18 protein-coding genes are annotated in these 17,732 nt (G+C 75.2%); 9 read left to right on the plus strand and 9 right to left on the minus strand.

The window, feature by feature from the left end:
• Positions 1-230: 230 nt before the first annotated feature.
• From IE332_RS28000 to IE332_RS28025, 7 genes are all read left to right on the plus strand, one after another.
• Complete coding sequence (locus tag IE332_RS28000) at positions 231-1,175, plus strand: ABC transporter permease (protein WP_189921626.1); 945 nt, start codon at positions 231-233, stop codon at positions 1,173-1,175.
• A 1-nt stretch (position 1,176) separates the two neighbouring features.
• Positions 1,177-2,061: an ABC transporter permease gene (locus tag IE332_RS28005; protein ID WP_189921628.1), complete on the plus strand. Its 885-nt coding sequence runs from the start codon at positions 1,177-1,179 to the stop codon at positions 2,059-2,061.
• Positions 2,058-2,840 (plus strand): ABC transporter ATP-binding protein, encoded by a 783-nt coding sequence (locus tag IE332_RS41260; protein WP_229928967.1) that lies wholly within the window; start codon positions 2,058-2,060, stop codon positions 2,838-2,840. The genes IE332_RS28005 and IE332_RS41260 overlap by 4 nt, the downstream gene beginning before the upstream one ends.
• Positions 2,837-3,664, plus strand: a complete 828-nt coding sequence (locus tag IE332_RS41265) for an ABC transporter ATP-binding protein (protein ID WP_229928968.1) — start codon at positions 2,837-2,839, stop codon at positions 3,662-3,664. The genes IE332_RS41260 and IE332_RS41265 overlap by 4 nt, the downstream gene beginning before the upstream one ends.
• Positions 3,665-3,713: 49 nt before the next feature.
• Positions 3,714-5,327, plus strand: a complete 1,614-nt coding sequence (locus IE332_RS28015; RefSeq protein ID WP_189921630.1) for an ABC transporter substrate-binding protein — start codon at positions 3,714-3,716, stop codon at positions 5,325-5,327.
• A 50-nt stretch (positions 5,328-5,377) separates the two neighbouring features.
• On the plus strand, positions 5,378-6,403 hold the full coding sequence (locus IE332_RS28020) for an LLM class F420-dependent oxidoreductase (protein WP_189921632.1): 1,026 nt from the start codon (positions 5,378-5,380) through the stop codon (positions 6,401-6,403).
• An 89-nt stretch (positions 6,404-6,492) separates the two neighbouring features.
• Positions 6,493-7,587, plus strand: coding sequence for an LLM class flavin-dependent oxidoreductase (locus tag IE332_RS28025; RefSeq protein WP_189921634.1), 1,095 nt, complete (start codon positions 6,493-6,495; stop codon positions 7,585-7,587).
• A gap of 188 nt (positions 7,588-7,775) precedes the next feature.
• On the opposite strand, the gene IE332_RS28030 is transcribed toward IE332_RS28025, so the two are convergent.
• A complete protein-coding gene (locus IE332_RS28030) occupies positions 7,776-8,270 on the minus strand; it encodes a hypothetical protein (protein WP_229928969.1) in 495 nt (164 codons plus the stop codon).
• A 181-nt stretch (positions 8,271-8,451) separates the two neighbouring features.
• Here IE332_RS28030 and IE332_RS28035 point away from each other — a divergent pair, with 181 nt between their 5' ends.
• Positions 8,452-9,273 carry an ATP-grasp domain-containing protein gene (locus IE332_RS28035; RefSeq protein ID WP_189921636.1) on the plus strand — a complete coding sequence of 274 codons (822 nt, stop codon included), beginning with the start codon at positions 8,452-8,454 and terminating at the stop codon, positions 9,271-9,273.
• A 195-nt stretch (positions 9,274-9,468) separates the two neighbouring features.
• Here IE332_RS28035 and IE332_RS28040 read toward each other — a convergent pair whose 3' ends face one another.
• Positions 9,469-9,810 (minus strand): ArsR/SmtB family transcription factor, encoded by a 342-nt coding sequence (locus IE332_RS28040; protein WP_189921638.1) that lies wholly within the window; start codon positions 9,808-9,810, stop codon positions 9,469-9,471.
• Between the two features lie 18 nt (positions 9,811-9,828).
• Here IE332_RS28040 and IE332_RS28045 point away from each other — a divergent pair, with 18 nt between their 5' ends.
• On the plus strand, positions 9,829-10,320 hold the full coding sequence (locus IE332_RS28045) for a tautomerase family protein (RefSeq protein ID WP_229928970.1): 492 nt from the start codon (positions 9,829-9,831) through the stop codon (positions 10,318-10,320).
• 82 nt (positions 10,321-10,402) lie between these two features.
• On the opposite strand, the gene IE332_RS28050 is transcribed toward IE332_RS28045, so the two are convergent.
• The 7 genes from IE332_RS28050 to hypB all read right to left on the minus strand — a co-directional run bounded on the left by IE332_RS28050 (position 10,403) and on the right by hypB (position 17,729).
• Entirely contained in the window at positions 10,403-11,128 is a 726-nt protein-coding gene (locus IE332_RS28050; RefSeq protein WP_229928971.1) for a hypothetical protein, read from the minus strand.
• Between the two features lie 222 nt (positions 11,129-11,350).
• Complete coding sequence (locus IE332_RS28055; RefSeq protein ID WP_189921640.1) at positions 11,351-12,043, minus strand: hypothetical protein; 693 nt, start codon at positions 12,041-12,043, stop codon at positions 11,351-11,353.
• A 68-nt stretch (positions 12,044-12,111) separates the two neighbouring features.
• A complete protein-coding gene (hypE, locus tag IE332_RS28060; RefSeq protein ID WP_229928972.1) occupies positions 12,112-13,188 on the minus strand; it encodes a hydrogenase expression/formation protein HypE in 1,077 nt (358 codons plus the stop codon).
• Positions 13,181-14,305 (minus strand): hydrogenase formation protein HypD, encoded by a 1,125-nt coding sequence (hypD, locus tag IE332_RS28065; protein WP_189921642.1) that lies wholly within the window; start codon positions 14,303-14,305, stop codon positions 13,181-13,183. Before hypD ends, hypE begins: the two co-directional genes overlap by 8 nt.
• The gene (locus IE332_RS28070; protein ID WP_189921644.1) at positions 14,302-14,613 is read right to left on the minus strand and encodes a HypC/HybG/HupF family hydrogenase formation chaperone; all 312 of its coding nucleotides are present in this window, start codon (positions 14,611-14,613) and stop codon (positions 14,302-14,304) included. Before IE332_RS28070 ends, hypD begins: the two co-directional genes overlap by 4 nt.
• Positions 14,614-14,619: 6 nt before the next feature.
• A complete protein-coding gene (hypF, locus tag IE332_RS28075) occupies positions 14,620-16,956 on the minus strand; it encodes a carbamoyltransferase HypF (RefSeq protein WP_189921646.1) in 2,337 nt (778 codons plus the stop codon).
• Positions 16,953-17,729, minus strand: coding sequence for a hydrogenase nickel incorporation protein HypB (gene hypB / locus IE332_RS28080; RefSeq protein WP_189921648.1), 777 nt, complete (start codon positions 17,727-17,729; stop codon positions 16,953-16,955). Before hypB ends, hypF begins: the two co-directional genes overlap by 4 nt.
• Between the last annotated feature and the right edge of the window lie 3 nt (positions 17,730-17,732).

A 17,732-nucleotide genomic window follows, 5' to 3' on the forward strand; every position in this document is an offset into this window, starting at 1 on the left:
CGGCCGTGGCCGTCACGGCGGTGCCCCCCCTGACGCCCGGTGACGGCCGCCGCCCGCGTTCCGGACGCCCGTCGTTCCCGTGCCGAACACCCGGCCACGAGGCCCTGATGACGGCCCGCCACGCCCGACTTCCCCGGCCCCCTTGATCGAAGGAGCAGCAGCGCCATGCCCGCCCCGCCCCACCGGCCCGCCGCCGGCCCGCTCGGCGCCCCGCCCCGGAGGGCCGGCGGGTGACCCGGTTCCTGTTGCGCCGCCTCCTGCTGGCCGTCCCCACGCTGTTCGGCGTCACCGCCGTCGTCTTCGCGACCGTGGCGCTCGTCCCCGGCGACCCGGTGGCCGCCTTCCTCGGCCCGGGCGCACCGCCCGAGGCCCGCCGGGAGCTCACCGAACGGCTCGGTCTGGACGAGCCGTTGCCCGTCCGCTACGTCGACTGGCTCGGCCACGCGCTCAACGGCGACCTCGGCACCTCCGTCGCGGGCCAGCGTCCGGTCGCCGACCTGCTGCTGCCGGCGCTCGGCCAGACGCTCACCCTGACCGCGGCCGCGTTCCTGCTGGTGCTGCTGGGCGGGGTGGCGCTCGGCGCGCTCGGCGCGCTGCGCCCGCGCGGCCCCGGCGGGCGGATCTCCGGCGCGCTGTCCACCCTCGCGGTGTCCGCCCCGCAGTACTCGGTGGCCCTGCTGCTGATCGCCGTGTTCGCGGTCGGGCTGCGCTGGCTCCCGGCGGGCGGGACGAACGACGCCTTCGGGCCCGGCGGTCCGGCCGATCTGGCCCGGCACCTGGTCCTGCCGGCGGTCGCGGCGGCGCTGGTGCCGCTCGGGCTCACCGCCCGGGTGTTCCGGGCCGCGCTGGGCACCGTCCTGGCCGGTGAGCTGGCCGACTCGCTGCGCGCCCGGGGTCTGCGCCCGGCGGCCGTGCTGCGGCACTGCGTGCACAACGCCTCGCCCGCGCTGCTGACCATCGGCGGGCTGCAACTCGCCTACCTGCTGGAGGGGGTGGTCTTCGTGGAGACCCTGTTCGCCTGGCCCGGCGTCGGCCGGCTGCTGTACGACGCGCTGACCGCCCGCGACCTGCCGCTGGTGCAGGGCGGGGTGCTGGTGGTGGCGGTCGCCTTCGTCGGCGTCAACATCCTGGTGGACGCGGCGCACGCGGCGATCGACCCGCGGGTGAGGGTCTGACATGGCCGCACGCCTCCTCGCCCGACGGAACCTCGGCCTGGTCGTCCCCGGCGCCCTCGCCGTCCTGCTCGTCCTGCTCGCCCTCGCCGCGCCGCTGCTCGCCCCGTACGACCCGGCCGCCGGACGGCTCGCGGACCGGCTGCTCGACCCCGGCAGCCCCGGCCACCCGCTGGGCACCGACGGCCAGGGCCGCGACCTGCTGAGCCGGCTGCTCTGGGCCGGGCGCGCCTCGCTCACCGGCGGGCTGGTGCCGGTCACCGTCGCCACCGTCGCCGGCACGCTGCTCGGCATCGCGGCCGGGCTCGGCGGCCGGTTCACCGAACAGGCCCTGCTGCGCGCGCTGGACGTGCTCTACGCCTTCCCCGGGGTGCTGCTGGCGATCGCGATCGCCTCGCTGCTCACCCCCGGCCTGGGCGCGACCGTGCTGGCGCTGTCGGTGGTGCTCACCCCCGCGGTCGCCCGGGTCGCGTTCACCGAGACCCGGCGGATCCGCACCGCCGAGTACCTGGAGGCCGCCCGGGTCAGCGGCGCGGGCTGGGGCGCGCTGGTGCTGCGCCAGGTCGCCCCCGTGGTGGCGCCGGTGGTCCTGGTGTACGCCTCCTCGCTGGTGGGCCTGGCCGTCGTGTACGCCGCCGGGCTGTCCTTCCTCGGGCTCGGGGTGGCCCCGCCGACGGCCGAGTGGGGCGCGATGCTGGACGAGCTGCGGCCCGCGCTGCTCACCCACCCCTGGGTGGCGGTGCTGCCGGCGCTGGTGATCCTCGCCGTCTCGGTCGTGTTCAACACCCTCGGCGAGGCGCTGCGCACCCGGGTCGGCGACGCCGCCGCGCAGCTGCCGCGGCCCGTACCGGCCCGGGCGGCCCGGGCGCCGAAGCAGGTGAGCCGGTGAGCGCGCTGCTGGAGGTCGACGACCTGGGCGTCGAGTACCCGGGCGGTGTCCGGGCCGTGGACGGGGTCTCCCTCGCTTTGCGGGCCGGCGGCGCCCTGGTGCTGCTCGGCGAGTCCGGCAGCGGCAAGACCACCGTCGCCCGGACGGTGCTCGGGCTGCCCGGGCGCGGCGCCACCGTGACCGGCGGCGTCCGGCTCGCCGGGACGGACCTGCGGGCGCTGGACGAGCGCGCGCTCTCGGACGTCCGCGGCCGCCGCGTCGGCTACGTCCCGCAGGACCCGAGCGCCTCGCTCGACCCGCTGCGCCGGATCGGCCCGCAGCTCGCCGAGGTGCTGCGCCGGCACGGCGTCGCCGACGGCCGCCGGGCCGCCCGTGCCGCCGTGCCCGGGCTGCTCGCCACCGCCGGTGTCCCGGATCCGGAGCGGGTCGCCCGGGCGTACCCGCACGAGCTGTCCGGCGGTCTGCGCCAGCGTGCCGCGATCGCCCTGGCGATCTGCTGCGGCCCGGAGCTGCTGATCGCCGACGAGCCGACCACCGCGCTGGACGCCCTGGTGCGCGGCCGGATCCTGGACCTCTTCGCCACCCTGCGCGCCGACTGCGGCATCGCGCTGCTGCTGGTCACCCACGACCTCGCGGTGGCCCGCCGGATCGGCGGCACGGTCGCGGTCATGCGGGCCGGCCGGGTGGTCGAGCGCGGCCCGGCCGAGCGGGTGCTCGGCGAGCCCGAACACGCCTTCACCGCCGCCCTGGTGGCCGCCGAACCGGGAGCCCGCCGATGAGCACCGCCCACGACGCCGCGAACCCGCGTCACGACGCCCCGAGCCCGCTCCACAACGCCGAGCCCCCGCTGCTCACCCTGGAGTCCGTCGGCAAGCGCTACCGCGGCCGCCCCGCCCTGGACGGCGTCAGCCTCGCCGTCGCGCCCGGCGAGACCGTCGGCCTGGTCGGCGAGTCCGGCTCCGGGAAGTCGACCCTGGCCCGCCTCGCCCTCGGGCTGCTCGCCCCCGACACCGGCACCGTCCGCTTCGCCGGGCGGGACCCGTACCGGCTGCGCGGCCGGGCCGACCGCGCGCTGCGGGGCCGGCTGCAGTTCGTCCCGCAGCACCCGCGCGGCTCGCTCAACCCGAGCCTGCGGGCCGGGGAGGCGGTCGCCTTCGCCCTGCGGCTGCACGGCACCCCGCGCGCCGAGCGGGCGGCGGCCGTCGCCGGGCTGTTCGAGCGGGTCGGGCTGGAGCCCGCGCTCGCCGCCCGCTACCCGCGCGAGCTGTCCGGCGGGCAGCTGCAGCGGGTGGCGGTGGCCCGGGCCCTGGCCACCCGGCCGTCCCTGCTGGTCTGCGACGAGCCGACCTCCGCCCTGGACCGCGCCGTACAGGCCCGGCTGCTCGACCTGCTCACCGAACTGCGCGAACGCACCGGCCTGGCCTACCTGTTCATCTCCCACGACCTCGCCGTGGTCCGCCGGCTCGCCGACCGGGTGCTGGTGCTGCGGCACGGCCGGGTCGTCGAGGAGGGCCCCGCCGACCGCCTCTGGGACTCCCCCGAACACCCGTACACCCGGGCACTGCTGGACGCCGCCACCGGCGCCGCCCCGCCCGCGAACTAGCACCTCTCCCGCACCGCACCCCGTACGACCGAACCACAGAGGAATCACCATGACGCGCACCGCCCGTACCCGCTCCAGAGCCGTCGCCCTGCCGGCCGCCGCCGTCCTGCTCGCCGCGGCCGCCGGCTGCGCCGGCTCAGGCGGCACCACGGGAGCGGGCGGCGGCGACGGCCGCGGCGGGACACTGGTGATCGGCGCCACCGGCAAGCTCCCCAACACCGACACCGTGATCGGCGGCGCGGGCTTCGAGGGCAAGCGCCTGGTCTCCTTCCAGCTCTACGAGGGCCTCACCCGTTACGAGTTGCTCCAGGGCACCGACAAGCCGCCGGTCGTCACCGGCGCGCTCGCCACCGACTGGCAGGTCGCCGCCGACCGCAGGACCTGGACCTTCACCCTCCGCAAGGGCGTGAAATTCCAGGACGGCACCCCCTTCGACGCCGACGCGGTGGTCTTCAACCTGGCGCGCTACCTCGACAAGGGCAGCCCCGAGTACACCGACGCCCTCGGCGCCGCCGCCGCCGAGTACGCGGGCGACATCGCCTCCTACCGCACGACCGACGCCGACCACGTCGAACTGGTCACCAAGGAGCCCAACGGGCACTTCCCGGAGGACCTGGCACACGTCCTGATCGCCAGCCCCACCGCCGTCCGGAAGACCGGTTCGGCGAACTTCGCCCAACACCCCGTCGGCACCGGGCCGTTCAGCTTCGTCTCGCAGACCGAGGGCCAGCAGATCGAACTCGCCGCCAACAAGGACTACTGGCGCGGCGCCCCCAAGCTGGACCGGCTGGTGGTCAAGGCGTTGCCGGACGCCGCCGCCCGCACCGCGGCCCTGCGCTCCGGCGGCGTGAACTGGATCGAGTACCCGAACCCGGACGACATCGACAGCCTCAAGGCTGACGGCGTCACCCTCGCCACCAACAGCTACGACCACCTCTGGTACTGGATCCTGGACACCTCCAAGGCCCCCTGGAACGATCCGCGGGTGCGCAGGGCCGCCAACTACGCGATCGACCGCAAGGCCATCGCCGACAAGCTGCTGCACGGCACCGCGGACCCCGCCTTCCAGGCCGCGCCGCGCGCCACCGCCGCCTACGACCCCGCCGGGGACGTCTACTCCTACGACCCGGCCAAGGCACGGCAGTTGCTCGCCGAGGCCGGCGTCCCGAACGGCTTCGCCACCTCCGTCACGGTGCCCACCGGCGGCAGCGGCAACCTGCTGCCGGTGCCGATCGCCGAGGCCCTCCAGCGGGACCTCGCCGCCGTCGGCATCAAGGTCGAACTGCGCACCACCGACTGGACCACCCTGATCGGCGCCGAGGCCAAGGGCCAGGTGGCGCTCGGCTCCGACGCCGTCGCCCAGTCCACCACGCTGTTCCAGTCCGAGGCGCTGCTGCCGCTGTTCATCGGCTCCAAGAGCCCGTTCTGGACCGGCCACTACGCGAACCCGCAGGTCGACGAGTTGCTCGCCGGCTCGGCCGCCGACGCCGACCAGGCCGCCCGGCAGGCCGGCTACCGCAAGGCCCTCACGCTCGTCACCCAGGACGCGCCCTGGCTGTTCGTCGTCAACGACCGCAACCCGCGCGCCCTTTCGCCGAAGGTGCACGGGCTGGTCCAGCCGCAGTCCTGGTTCCTCGACCTGACCACCGTCCGGGTCCGCTGAACAGCGCCCACCGCCCCCGCCCCGAGCCCTCCAGAACGGACACCCGCCCGATGACCACCCCGCACCCCCCGCACCACCCCGCCGAGACCGAGCCGCCCAAGTGGGGCATCACCCTGCCCCTGCCCGGGCTGACCATCGACCGGCACCGCTTCCTGGTCGAGCGCCTGCCCGACCTCGGCTACACCGACGTCTGGAGCGCCGAGGGCGGCGGCACCGACGCCTTCACCCCGCTGGCCGCCACCGCCGCCTGGTCCCCGTCGCTGCGGATCGGCACCGGCATCGTCCCGGTGCACACTCGCGGCCCCGCAGTGCTCGCCCAGACCGCCGCCACCCTCGCCCAACTCGCCCCCGGCCGCCTCCTGCTGGGCATCGGCGCCTCCGTCCCCGCGCACGTCACCGACATCAACGGCATCCCCTTCGACGAGCCGTTCAAGCGGACCCGGGACGTGCTGCGCTTCGTCACCCGGGCGCTGCGCGGCGAGTACGTCACGGGCGGGTTCGACACCTTCGACATCACCGGCTACCGGCTGCCGCACCCGCCGGCCGACCCGGTCAAGGTGATCCTGGGCGCGCTGCGCCCCAACATGCTCCGGCTCGGCTTCACCGAGGGGGACGGCGCCATCACCAACCTGCTGTTCCCGCACGACGTGCCGAAGATCCTGGAGACCGTCGGCCCGCAGCCGCCCGGCAAGGAGCTGGTGGTCAAGGTCTTCGTCTGCCCCACCGAGGACACCGACTACGCCCACCGCGCCACCCGGCCCTTCCTGGCCTGGATCCTCAACCGCGAGCCGTACCGGAAGTTCCACGAGTGGCTGGGCCACGGCGAGTTGCTCGCCGAGACGCACCGGCTGTGGGCCGAGGGGGATCCGGAGGGCGCCCAGAAGGCCCTGCCGGACGAGGTCGTCGACGGGCTGTTCGTCAGCGGCTCCCCCGAGGAGTGCCGGGAGCGCATCCTCGCCTACCACCGCCCCGGCGTCACCACCGTCCAGCTGTACGTGTCGCTGCCGCCCGAGGTGTTCGTCAGCCGGGCCAAGCTGCTCGACACCCTGGCCCGGCTCGGCCCGGCCGCCCGCTGACCGCGCCCTCCGAGATCCTCCGAGATCCTCCAAGTTCCTCCGCCACCCTCCGACACCCTCCGCCACCCTGCGACACCCGAGGAGATGCCGTGCCCCTGGAGATCCGCGGCGGGGTCCGCGCCGCCCCCGTGCCCGGCGACACCCCGCAGGAGCGCCAGGCCCTGCGCTGGGCCCCCGACGCCCGCGACCGCACCGCCGACCCCGCGTACGTCGCCCGTACCGCCCGCGAGAACGAGGAGGACGGGCTGGACAGCGCCCTGGTGGTGCAGTCCAGTTCCTGGCCCGACCCCTGGCTGGTGGCCTCCTGGGCGCTGGCCGCCACCAGCCGGCTGCGGATCGCCGTGGCCCACCGGGTCGGCACCACCGCGCCGACCGTCGCCGCCCGCTCGCTCGCGACGCTGGACCGCCTCTCCGGCGGACGGGCGGCGGCCCACGTGATCATCGGCTCCAGCGACCGCGACACCGCCCGCGACGGCGACCACCTCGACAAGGCGGAGCGCTACCGCCGGGCCGAGGAGTACCTCGACCTGTTCACCCGCTACCTGACCGCCGACCAGGACATCGACCACAAGGGCGAGTTCTACACCGTGGCCGCCGCCCGCCCCGGCCTGCACCCCAGACCGGGCGGCGAACTGCTCTCCTTCGGCGGCTCGTCCCCGCAGGGCCTCGACCTCGCGGCCCGCTACGCCGAGGTGTACGCCGTCAGCCCGCTGCCGCTGCCCGACACCCGTCGGCGGATCGCCCAGGCCCGGGCCGCGGCCGCCGCCCACGGCCGCACCCTGCGGATCTGGCGGCACCTCACCGTCGTCCTCGCCGACTCCGACGAGGACGCCCGCGAGCGGGTCCGCCGGCTGCGCCGGGAGGCCCTGCGGCTCACCGCCGGCGGTGCGGGGGGCCGCTGGCGGGAGGCCGTCCAGCTCGACCGGGACCGCGAGCGCGGCAGCTCCGACCCGGCCCAGGGCGAGGAACAGGTGGCCGCCTACGTCCGCCGCTCCCTCACCGCCGCCTACGCGGGCTCCCCCGCCACCGTCGCCGCCCGCATCGGGCTGCTCCGCTCGGCGGGCGTCGACATCGTCCAGCTCGACCTCCCGGTGGAGACCGACCACGACCGCGAACTCCGCCGCACCCTCGTCCGCCACCTCCGCACCGGCCACGGCACCCCGGCCGACCGCCGCAACTGGTAACCACACCCCCGCCCAGGGCCCCGCGGTCACCCGTAGACCGCCACCCGGGGCCGCACCGTTCCCGCAGCGGCCTTCACCGACCACGACCGCGAGCTCCGCCGCACCCTCATCCGCCACCTCCGCACCGGCCACGGCACCCCGGCCGACCGCCGCAACTGGTAACCACACCCCCGCCCAGGGCCCCGCGGTCAGCCGTAGAGCGCCACCCGGGGCTGCACCGTTCCCGCGGCGGCCTTCACCACGGTGAGCCGGTAGTACTGGGTGAGCGTGTGGTGGCTGTGGAGGACCAGCTTCGCCTGGCCGAGGTCGGTGTAGAGGGTGCCGGTCTGGCTGCCGAGCGGCACCGTCTTCCAGTGGCCGCCGGTCAGGATCTCCAGCTTGACATCCGCCGGGGCGAGGAAGGGCCCCCGGTCCGGCGAGACGAGGAGGACCTGCGGGGCGATGGTCTGGTCCGCCGCCGTGGGGTTGCGGTAGGTGACGATGATCCGGTGCGCCGCGTGGTCGGACGGCAGCGGGGTGGCGGGCAGGTCGACGAAGGAGGCCGGCGCGGCGGCGGCCGCCCCGGCCTGCGGGGCCGCGGTCACGGTGGCCGCCGCGGGCGAGGGCGCCGTGAGCACGGCGGCCGGCAGGGCGGCGAGGGCGGTCAGGGCCAGGGCCCGGCCGAGGATCTTCCTGGTCGGCATGGCGCCTCCTTGGGTGGTCTTCGGCTCCCCGGGCAGTCCGCCGGTCGCCGCGCCGTACCCGTCCACCCTGCACTCCGACGGAGCAGCGCGCATCCGCTCCGCGCTCCCGGCGGGCCCGGCCCGGGGCCGCGCCGCACCCGGTCGGTAGCATCGCTCCCCACGACCCACCGAGGGAGCACCCGTGCCCGACCGCCGCAGCCTGCTGTACGTGACCGACCTGGCCTACCCGGCCCGCGGGCGCCGCTACGGCGACGAGGACGTCTTCCTCACCTCCCGGCTGCGGGAGTGGTTCGACCTGGCCCTGTGCCACCCGCTCGACGCCGCCGCCCTGATGGCCCGCTTCGACGGGGTCGTGGTGCGCAACAGCGGGCCGGTGCTGCACTACCGCGAGGAGTACGCGCGCTTCCGCGACCGGGCCCTGGCCGAGGGCGTCCGGGTCTACAACCCGCTGACCGGGCGCGGTGACATGGCCGGCAAGCGGTACCTGCTGGATCTGACCGCGGCCGGCCACCCGGTCATCCCGACCGTCGACCGGCCGCAGGACCTCCACCTGCTGCCCGCCGCCGACCGGTTCGCGGTCAAGCCCGAGGAGGGCGCCGACAGCATAGGCCTGCGCTTCCTCACCCGTGCGGAGCTGGCCGGCCTGGAGTGGGGCGGGGTGCTGGTCCAGCCGCGGATCGACTTCCGGTACGAGGTCTCGTTCTACTTCGTGGACGACGCCTTCCAGTACGCCCTGCACGCCCCCGATCCGGCCGCGCGCTGGGTGCTGGAGCCGTACGAGCCGAGCGGGGACGACCTCGCGTTCGCCCGGCGGTTCATCGCCTGGAACACGCTCGACCACGGGATCCAGCGGGTGGACGCCTGCCGGGCGCCGGACGGGCGCCTGCTCCTGGTCGAGCTGGAGGACCTCAATCCCTACCTGTCCCTCGACCTGGTCCCCGAGGAGACCCGGGAGGGCTTCGTCCGGGCCATGGCGGACTCCCTGCACCACTTCCTCGCCTGAACGCCTGGCACCCGGTGCTGCTCCGCGGAAGTTCGCCGCCATCTCCGCGTCCCAAGTCGCCCGCATCCTCGCCGACTTGGACCTCACGTCGCGCCGGGCACCGGGCTGGCTCACCCGCCGTGACACGCCCGGCTTCTGGCGGCGGGCCGCCGCGATCTGCGGTCACCTGATCAGCCCCGACACCCCAACGTGAACCTACGCGGAACCGCACTGGTCCGTTGCGGGCTCGGCCAGGATCAGATCGAGGAGACCGGGGAACCGCCGGTCGAATTCAGGGCGGCGGAGCCGGTTGAGCCGGCGTGGTCCCTCGTCGCGCTGCTCGATGAGGCCGGCGGCACGCAGCACGGCGAAGTGGTGGCTGCGCGTCGCTTTGGTCACCGGAAGGTCGAACGTGCCGCAGGCGCGGGTCCAGTCAGGGGCGCCGGCCAACTCCCTGAGAATGGCGCGTCGCACGGGGTCGCCGACCGCGTCGAGCGCGTCCTGGAGCGACACCTCGGTCGGATGGGCGTGGGTGAGGCTGCGGGTGCGCGCGGACATGGATCGATCCTCTGCAGAGTGTTCGACGAGCACCGTACACTGATATGGTCGATGTTTATCGAACACTGTAGCCGGGCCTTCCGGAAAGCGAGCGTTCTCATGCCTCTGGTCCGCATCGACCTGTCCGCTACCCGGCCACCCGCCATCCGACGCGCCATCGCCGACGGCGTGCATCAGGCCCTCGTCGACGCCATCGGCATCCCGGCCGGTGACCGCTTCCAGATCGTCACCCCGCACGATCCCGAAGAGCTGATCTTCGACCCGACCTACCTCGACGTGGCCCGCCAAGACATCGTCTGCGTCCAGATCACCCTGGTGGCGGGTCGGCCTCGGGAGCTCAAGCTCGGCCTGTACCGGCGGATCACAGCCAACCTGACCGACGTCGGCGTGCGGCCCGAGGACGTGTTCGTCACGCTCATCGAGAACGCCCTCGACAACTGGTCGGTGGGCAACGGCAGGGCGCAACTGGTCGACCTGGGCACCGTGGCGGGAGCGCGCGTCGAGCCGTGATTCGTCGCATCACACCTGTCGTGCGCGCCGTGGCCGCAGGGCGGACTCTCAACACCCCCACACGAACTTCTGCGGAGCAGCACTAGTGCGGCACGCCCCCGACGAAGTCCTTGAGGGCGTCCATCCGGGTCCGCCGGCCGGGCGGGTAGCGGCGCAGCGCGCGCTCGGCCCGGCGGGAGTCCGGCGGGTAGCGCCAGCGGGCCCACGGCGAGTCGGGTTTGGCCAGGCGCAGGCAGGCGATCAACGCGACCAGGGGCACCAGCAGGCCGATCACCCCGGTCGCCGTCTTGCCCTTGAGGATCGCCCCGACGGCGAACACCACGTCGACCAGCAGCAGTACGGCGAAGGCCAGGTGGGCCGCGGGCCCCTGGCCGGTGTCGGAGAACGGGTTGAACCCGGCGACCAGCAGCAGGCCGACCGCCACCGCCAGGAAGGCCGCGTCGACGGACTTGCGGCCCTCCTGGGACCAGTAGACGTCCTCCAGGTGCAGCCAGAGCGCGTACTCGTCCAGGGTGAGCGCGGCGCCGGCGCCGAACAGCGCGGCCAGGATCTGCACGCCGGGGGTGTCCGGCCGGTAGGCGAACTCCATCGCCCCGGCCACCAGCATCGCGAGGATGCCGTACACCTGGTGGTGCACATGGGTGCCGCCGACCTCGACGTTGCGGAAGGGTCCGCGGCCGGCCCGGATCAGCCGGGTGATCACCCGGGTGCCCACGAAGGTGACCACGAAGGCGCCGACCATCCACAGGCCGATGCCCTGGTTGGGTACGGTCACCACCACGTCGACCTCGGTGTCCGCGGTGCCCACGGCCGCTCCCCGGTCAGCCGCCGTGCGCCGGGGCGCCGCACGCCCCGTACAGCCCGCTAGCCTCCGGCATCACGCACCTCCGCACCTGCCGTGCCCGGCCCGCCCGGGGGCGGGCCGGGCACGGGGGGCTCCTCCGCCCAGCGTATCCGGATCACGCGGAAGGGGCCCGCACGGGCGGGCCCCTTCACGATCGATGGGGGTGACAGCGGGACTACCAGGGGACTACAGGTTCGAACACTGCCCGAGCCGCTGCCCGCTCACCGTGTTCGGGTGCCCGTCGTTGGTGGGCGCCGGGTTGTTGCCGGAGCAGAGGAGGGCGCCGCCGATGGTGTTGCCCTCGATCTCGGTCCGGGTGTCCTCGGGGAACGGTCCGGTGCCGGTGGTGCCCTGGACCTGCACGGAACCGCCGACCTGGTTGGCGACGACCTCCAGGCCGCCGTGGTTGTCGCCCAGCAGCAGCGAGCCGCCGATCCGGTTGCCGGCGCAGCCGTCGTCACCCGGGTCGCCGACCAGCACGAAGCCGGAGGCGTCGTGGACGTTGGTCGTGCCCGTCACGGTGCTCCCGCACATCCCGAACAGGGTGCCCCCGGAGAAGAGGACGGCGCCGTGCACGGTGGAGCCGCTGATGTACAGCGCACCGTCCCTGGCGTCGTGCACGGCCCCGTGGACGGTGGCGCCGACGATGCAGGTGCTGTCGCCGCTGGTGAACAGCTCGCCGACGTCACCGGTGATGGTCCTGGTGCAGCTGACGGTCTCGGTGACCGACTCCAGGTCGGGGGTCAGGTAGTTGTCGTCGCCGCTGTACTGGGCGGTGACGGTGTGACTCCCCGGCAGCAGGTTCGCGAAACTCACCTGGGTCTGGGCGCAGTTGGTGCCGCCGCCGGGGGCCAGCGTGCGTGCCCCCGCCCGTGACACGCGCCCGCCGCCCCGGGATCCGGTCCCGGGGCGGCGGGTACTCACGCGGCGTCAGCAGATCCGCGGTGTCAGCAGATCCGCGGCAGCTGCTCGCCCATCGGCAGGTCCACCACCCGGGTGCCGCCGAAGCCGGTCCGGGCGACGACCATGCCGAGGTGGTCCTCGACGCACTCGCCGATCACCACCGCCTCCGCGCCCAGCGGGTGGGCGCGCATGGCGGCGAGGACCGCCTCCGCCTCCCGGCGCGGGACGAAGGCGACGAGCTTGCCCTCGTTGGCGACGTACAGCGGGTCCAGGCCCAGCAGGGCGCAGGCGTTGGCCACCGCCTCCGGGACGGGGACGGCCCGCTCGGTCAGCCTGACGCCGACCCCGGCGGCGGTCGCGATCTCGTTGAGCGCCGCCGCCAGCCCGCCCCGGGTGGGGTCGCGCAGCACGTGCAGGTCGGGGGTGACGGCGAGCATGGCGTCGACCAGGCCGCCGAGCGCCGCGCAGTCGCTGCGCACCTCGACCCCGAACTCCAGGCCCTCCCGGACGCTCATGATGGCGACCCCGTGCAGCCCGATCGGCCCGCTGAGGATCACCACGTCGCCGGGGGCGGCCCGCTGCGGGCGGATGTCGACGCCGGGGGCGACCAGCCCGATGCCGGCGGTGTTCAGGTAGATCCCGTCCCCGCGCCCGGCCTCGACCACCTTGGTGTCCCCGGTGGCGACCTCCACCCCGGCGGCGCGGGCGGCGGCTCCGAGCGCCCTGGCCACCCGGTCGACCACGGCCGTCTCCACCCCCTCCTCCAGGATGAACCCGCAGGACAGGTACGCGGCCCGGGCCCCGCTCATCGCGAGGTCGTTGACCGTGCCGTTGACGGCGAGGTCGCCGATGCTGCCGCCCGGGAAGAACAGCGGCCGCACCACGTAGGAGTCGGTGGAGAAGGCGAGCCGGGCCCCGCCGAGCTCCAGGACGGCGGAGTCGGCGAGCCCGGCGAGGAGCGGTCCGCCGAAGGCCGGCGCGAAGACGTGCTCGACCAGTTCGGCGGAGAGCGCCCCGCCACCGCCGTGCCCCATCACCACCCGGGGGTGGTCGCGCAGCGGCAGCGGGCAGCTCCAGCCGGAGAAGTCCGGTGCGGGGGTGAGGGTTTCGGTGTCAGCCAACGGGGCTCGCCTCCTGGGCGGCGGCCGGCGTGCCCAGCCGCCGGTAGAGGTAGTACGCGGCGCAGGCCCCCTCGCTGGAGACCATGGTGGCGCCGAGCGGGGTTCGCGGGGTGCAGACGGTGCCGAAGGCCTCGCACTGGTGCGGCTTCAGCAGGCCTTGCAGCACCTCGCCGCTGCGGCAGGCGGCGGGCTCGCGGGTGGCGATCCCGGTGACGTCGAAGCGGTGCTCGGCGTCGTGGTCCCGGTAGCGCGAGGAGAGCCGCCAGCCGCTCCGCGGGATGACGCCGATGCCCCGCCAGGCGCGGTCGGCGACCTCGAAGACGTCCTCCAGCATGGCACGCGCCGCCGGGTTGCCCTCCGGCCGGACGGCTCGCTCGTAGGCGTTCTCGACGGTGTGCTCCCCGCGCTCCAACTGCCGTACGGTGAGCCGGATCCCCTCCAGGATGTCGAGCGGTTCGAAGCCGGTGACGACGATCGGCACCCGGTGGCGCTCGGCGAGCTCGGGGTACTCGTCGGTGCCCATCACGCTGCACACGTGCCCGGCGGCGAGGAAGCCCTGGACCCGGCAGTCCGGCGAGGCCATGATCGCGTCGATCGCCGGGGGCACCCGGACGTGCGAGACCAGCATGCTGAAGTTCCGCAGGCCCTGCTCACGGGCGAGGTGGACGGCCATCGCGTTCGGCGGCGCGGTGGTCTCGAAGCCGATGCCGAAGAAGACGACCTCCCGGTCCGGGTTCTCCCGGGCGATCCTCAGCGCGTCCAGCGGCGAGTAGACCACCCGGACGTCGCCGCCCTCGCTCCGGACCCGGAACAGGTCGCGGTCGGTGCCTGGCACCCGCAGCATGTCGCCGAAGGAGCAGAAGACCACCCCGGGCCGGGCGGCGATGGCCAGCGCCCGGTCGATCACCTCCAGCGGGGTGACGCACACCGGACACCCCGGGCCGTGGATCAACTCGACCTCCTCGGGCAGGAGTTGGTCGATGGCGTGGCGGATGATGCTGTGCGTCTGGCCGCCGCACACCTCCATCAGCGCCCACGGCCGGGTGACCGTCGCCCTGATGTCCGCGAGCAGGCCCGCCGCCAGCTCCGGGTTCCGGAACTCCTCCAGGTACTTCACCGTCCGGCCTCCTCGGCTGCCGTCGCCTCTTCCGCTCCGACCCACTGCCCCGCCGCTTCCCACGGGTCGCCGAACTCCTCTTGGAGCAGGCCGAGTTCCTCGAACAGCGCGAGGGTCCGGCGGGCCGACTCCTCGTCCAGCCGCTGCAACGCGAAGCCCACGTGGACGATCGCGTAGTCGCCCACCGCCAGGTCGGGCAGGTACTCCAGGCACACGTCCTTGACCACCCCGCCGAAGTCCATCACCGCCATCCGGGTCCCGTCGCGCTCCCCGATCTCCGTCACCCTTCCGGGCACCGCCAGGCACATCCGCTCTCACTCCTCCCGGGCGGCCGCCACGCGGGCGGCCACCATCAGCTGGCCGAGCGCCAGCCCTCCGTCGTTGGGCGGCACCCGGCGGTGCCGCAGCACGGTGAAGCCGTCCTCACCGAGGCCGCGCGCGCAGGCCGAGGAGAGCAGCGCGTTGGCGAAGACGCCGCCGCTGAGCGCCACCGTGGTGGTGCCGTACCGCTCCCGGACGGCCGCACAGACCCGCCGGGCGAGGTCGGCCACCGCGGCGTGGAAGCGGGCGGCGACCAGCCCGGCGGGCGCGCCCGCGGCCACGTCGGCGACCACCGCGGCGAGCACCGGCCCGGGGTCGGCGGTCCAGCCGTCGCCCCGGGCGGGCAGCCCGAAGCGGTAGGCCCCCGCCGGGCCGAACTCCGCCCACCCGAACTCCGCTGCCGCCGCCTCCAGTTCGACCGCCGCCTGGGCCTCGTAGCCGGCCCGGTGGCAGATCCCGGCGAGTGAGGAGACCGCGTCGAACAGCCGGCCCATGCTGGAGGTCGGCACGCAGTTCAGCCCGAGCTCCAACTGCCGCTCCAACAGGCGCAGTTCCTCGCCGGGGCAGGCCTCGACCGCCGGCAGTCCGGCCGTCCAGGGCAGCCCGGCGGCCCGCAGGTGCGCCAGCGCCGTCCGGTAGGGGCGTTCGACCGCCGCGTCCCCGCCGGGCAGCGGCACGTAGCCGAGGTGGGCGAGCCGGCGGAAGCCGTCGTAGTCGGCCAGCAGCACCTCGCCGCCCCAGATCGCGCCGTCCTCGCCGTAGCCGGTGCCGTCGAAGGCGAGGCCGAGCACCGGCCGGCCGCCGTCCAGGCCGTGCTCGGCCATCACCGCGGCGATGTGCGCGTGGTGGTGCTGCACCCGGCGCACCGGCCGCCCGGCGGCGTTCCGCTCGGCGTGCCGGACCGAGCGGTAGCCGGGGTGCCGGTCGGCGACCAGCAGCTCGGGCCGCACCCCGCTGACCGTGCCGAGCTGCTCCACCGCGCGGTCGAAGGCGCGCAGCGTGGCCAGGTCGTCCATGTCCCCGATGTGGCCGGAGAGCCAGGCGTAGCCGTCCCGGGCCAGCGCGAAGGCGTTCTTCAGGTCGCCCCCGACGGCCAGCGCCGGGCGGACGGGCACCGGCAGGGGCAGCGGCAGCGGCGCGTACCCGCGCGAGCGGCGCAGCGGCAGCTGCTCGCCGTCCACCACCCGCACCACCGAGTCCTCGCAGGGCACGTGGATCGGCCGGTCATGGGTGAGCCAGCCGTCGACCAGCGGGGCGAGCCGCTCCAGCGCCTCCCGGTCGTCGGTGACGATCGGCTCGCCGGAGAGGTTGGCGCTGGTCATCACCAGCAGGTCCGGCCCCGGTGCGGCGAGCAGCAGGTGGTGCAGCGGGGTGTACGGGAGCATCACCCCGAGGTCGGGGCTGCGCGGGGCCACCGCGTCGACCGCGGCCGAGGGCGCGCCGGTGCGGCGCAGCAGGACGATCGGCCGGACCGGCCCGGTGAGCAGCTCCCGCTCGACCGGGCCGAGCGGCAGCAGGCCCTCCACCGTGGCGAGGTCACGGGCCATCAGGGCGAACGGTTTGTCACCGCGCCGCTTGCGCCGGCGCAGCAGGCCGACGGCGGCGGCGTCGCGCGCGTCGCAGGCCAGGTGGTAGCCGCCGATGCCCTTGACGGCGAGGACCGCCCCGGCGGCCAGCAGCCGGCGGGCCCCGGTGAGGGCCTCCTCCCCGGCGAGGCGGGCGGCGCGCCCGGGCCGGACCAGCGCCAGCGTCGGCCCGCAGGCGTGGCAGGCGACGGGCTGGGCGTGGAAGCGGCGGTCGGCCGGGTCGGTGTACTCCCGGGCGCAGTCCGCGCACATCGGGAATCCGGCCATCGTGGTGTCGGCGCGGTCGTACGGCAGGCCGGTGACGATGGTGTGCCGGGGGCCGCAGTTGGTGCAGCTGATGAACGGGTGCCGGTGCCGGCGGTCGGCCGGGTCGGTGAGTTCGGCGAGGCAGTCGGCGCAGACGGCGACGTCGGGCGGGATCAGGGTGGCCCGGGGGCCGTCGGTCCGGGACGGGGTGATGGCGAAGCCGGTCGCGCCGGTGGCGGCCAGCGGCTCGTGTTCCACGGAGGCCACCTGGGCCAGTGGCGGCGCGTCACCGGCCACCCGTCGGCAGAACGCCTCGACCGCCTCGCGGCTGCCCTCGACCTCGGCCAGCACGCCCTCGCCGGTGTTGGTGACGCTGCCGGCCAGGCCGAGTTCACCGGCCAGGGTGAAGACGAAGGGCCGGAAGCCGACGCCCTGCACCAGGCCGCGGACGGCGACCCGCCGACGCTCCCGCTCCGGCGCCGGGTGACCGGCCGTCACGGGGTCTCCCCGGCCACCACGTGCTCGTGGCCGTGCCCGTCCTCGTGCCCTTCACCGTGCGAGTGCGAGTGCGAGTGCCCGTGCGGCGCGGCCGCCATCACCGGCCGGTGCGGTTCGGCGCCGCCCAGGACGGCCAGCGCCCGGTCCAGCAGCGCGCCGACGCCGTCCCCGGTGCGGGCCGAGGTGTGCACCACCTCCACCCCGGGGTTGACCCGCCGGACGTTCGCCGTGAACGCCGCCTCGTCGAACTCGGCCGCCGCGGCGAGGTCCTTCTTGGTCACCAGCACCAGGTTGGCCAGCCCGAACGCGGTGGGGTACTTGAGCGGCTTGTCCTCGCCCTCGGTGACCGAGGCCAGCACCACCCGCAGGGACTCCCCGAGGTCGTACGAGGCCGGGCAGACCAGGTTGCCGACGTTCTCCACGAACAGCAGCCGGCAGTCGTCCGGCAGCCAGCCGTCCAGGTGCCCGGCGAGCATCCGCGCCTCCAGGTGGCAGAGCCCGTCGGTGAGCACCTGCTTCACCGGCGCGCCCGAACGGGCCAGCCGCAGCGCGTCGTTCTCGGTGGCCAGGTCCGCGGTCAGCGCGGCGACCGGCACCCCGCGCCGCCGGGCCAGCCCCAGCTCGGCCTCCAGCAGCGCGGTCTTGCCGCTGCCCGGGCTGGAGAGCAGGTTGACCGCGACCGTCCCGCGCCCGGCCAGCGCGGCCCTCAGCTCGCGGGCGCTGTCGTCGTTGCGGGCGAGGACCGCCTGGCGGAAGTCGACCGTGCGGCACATCGG

The organism is Kitasatospora xanthocidica (assembly GCF_014656195.1).
GTDB classification, from domain to species: domain Bacteria; phylum Actinomycetota; class Actinomycetes; order Streptomycetales; family Streptomycetaceae; genus Kitasatospora; species Kitasatospora xanthocidica.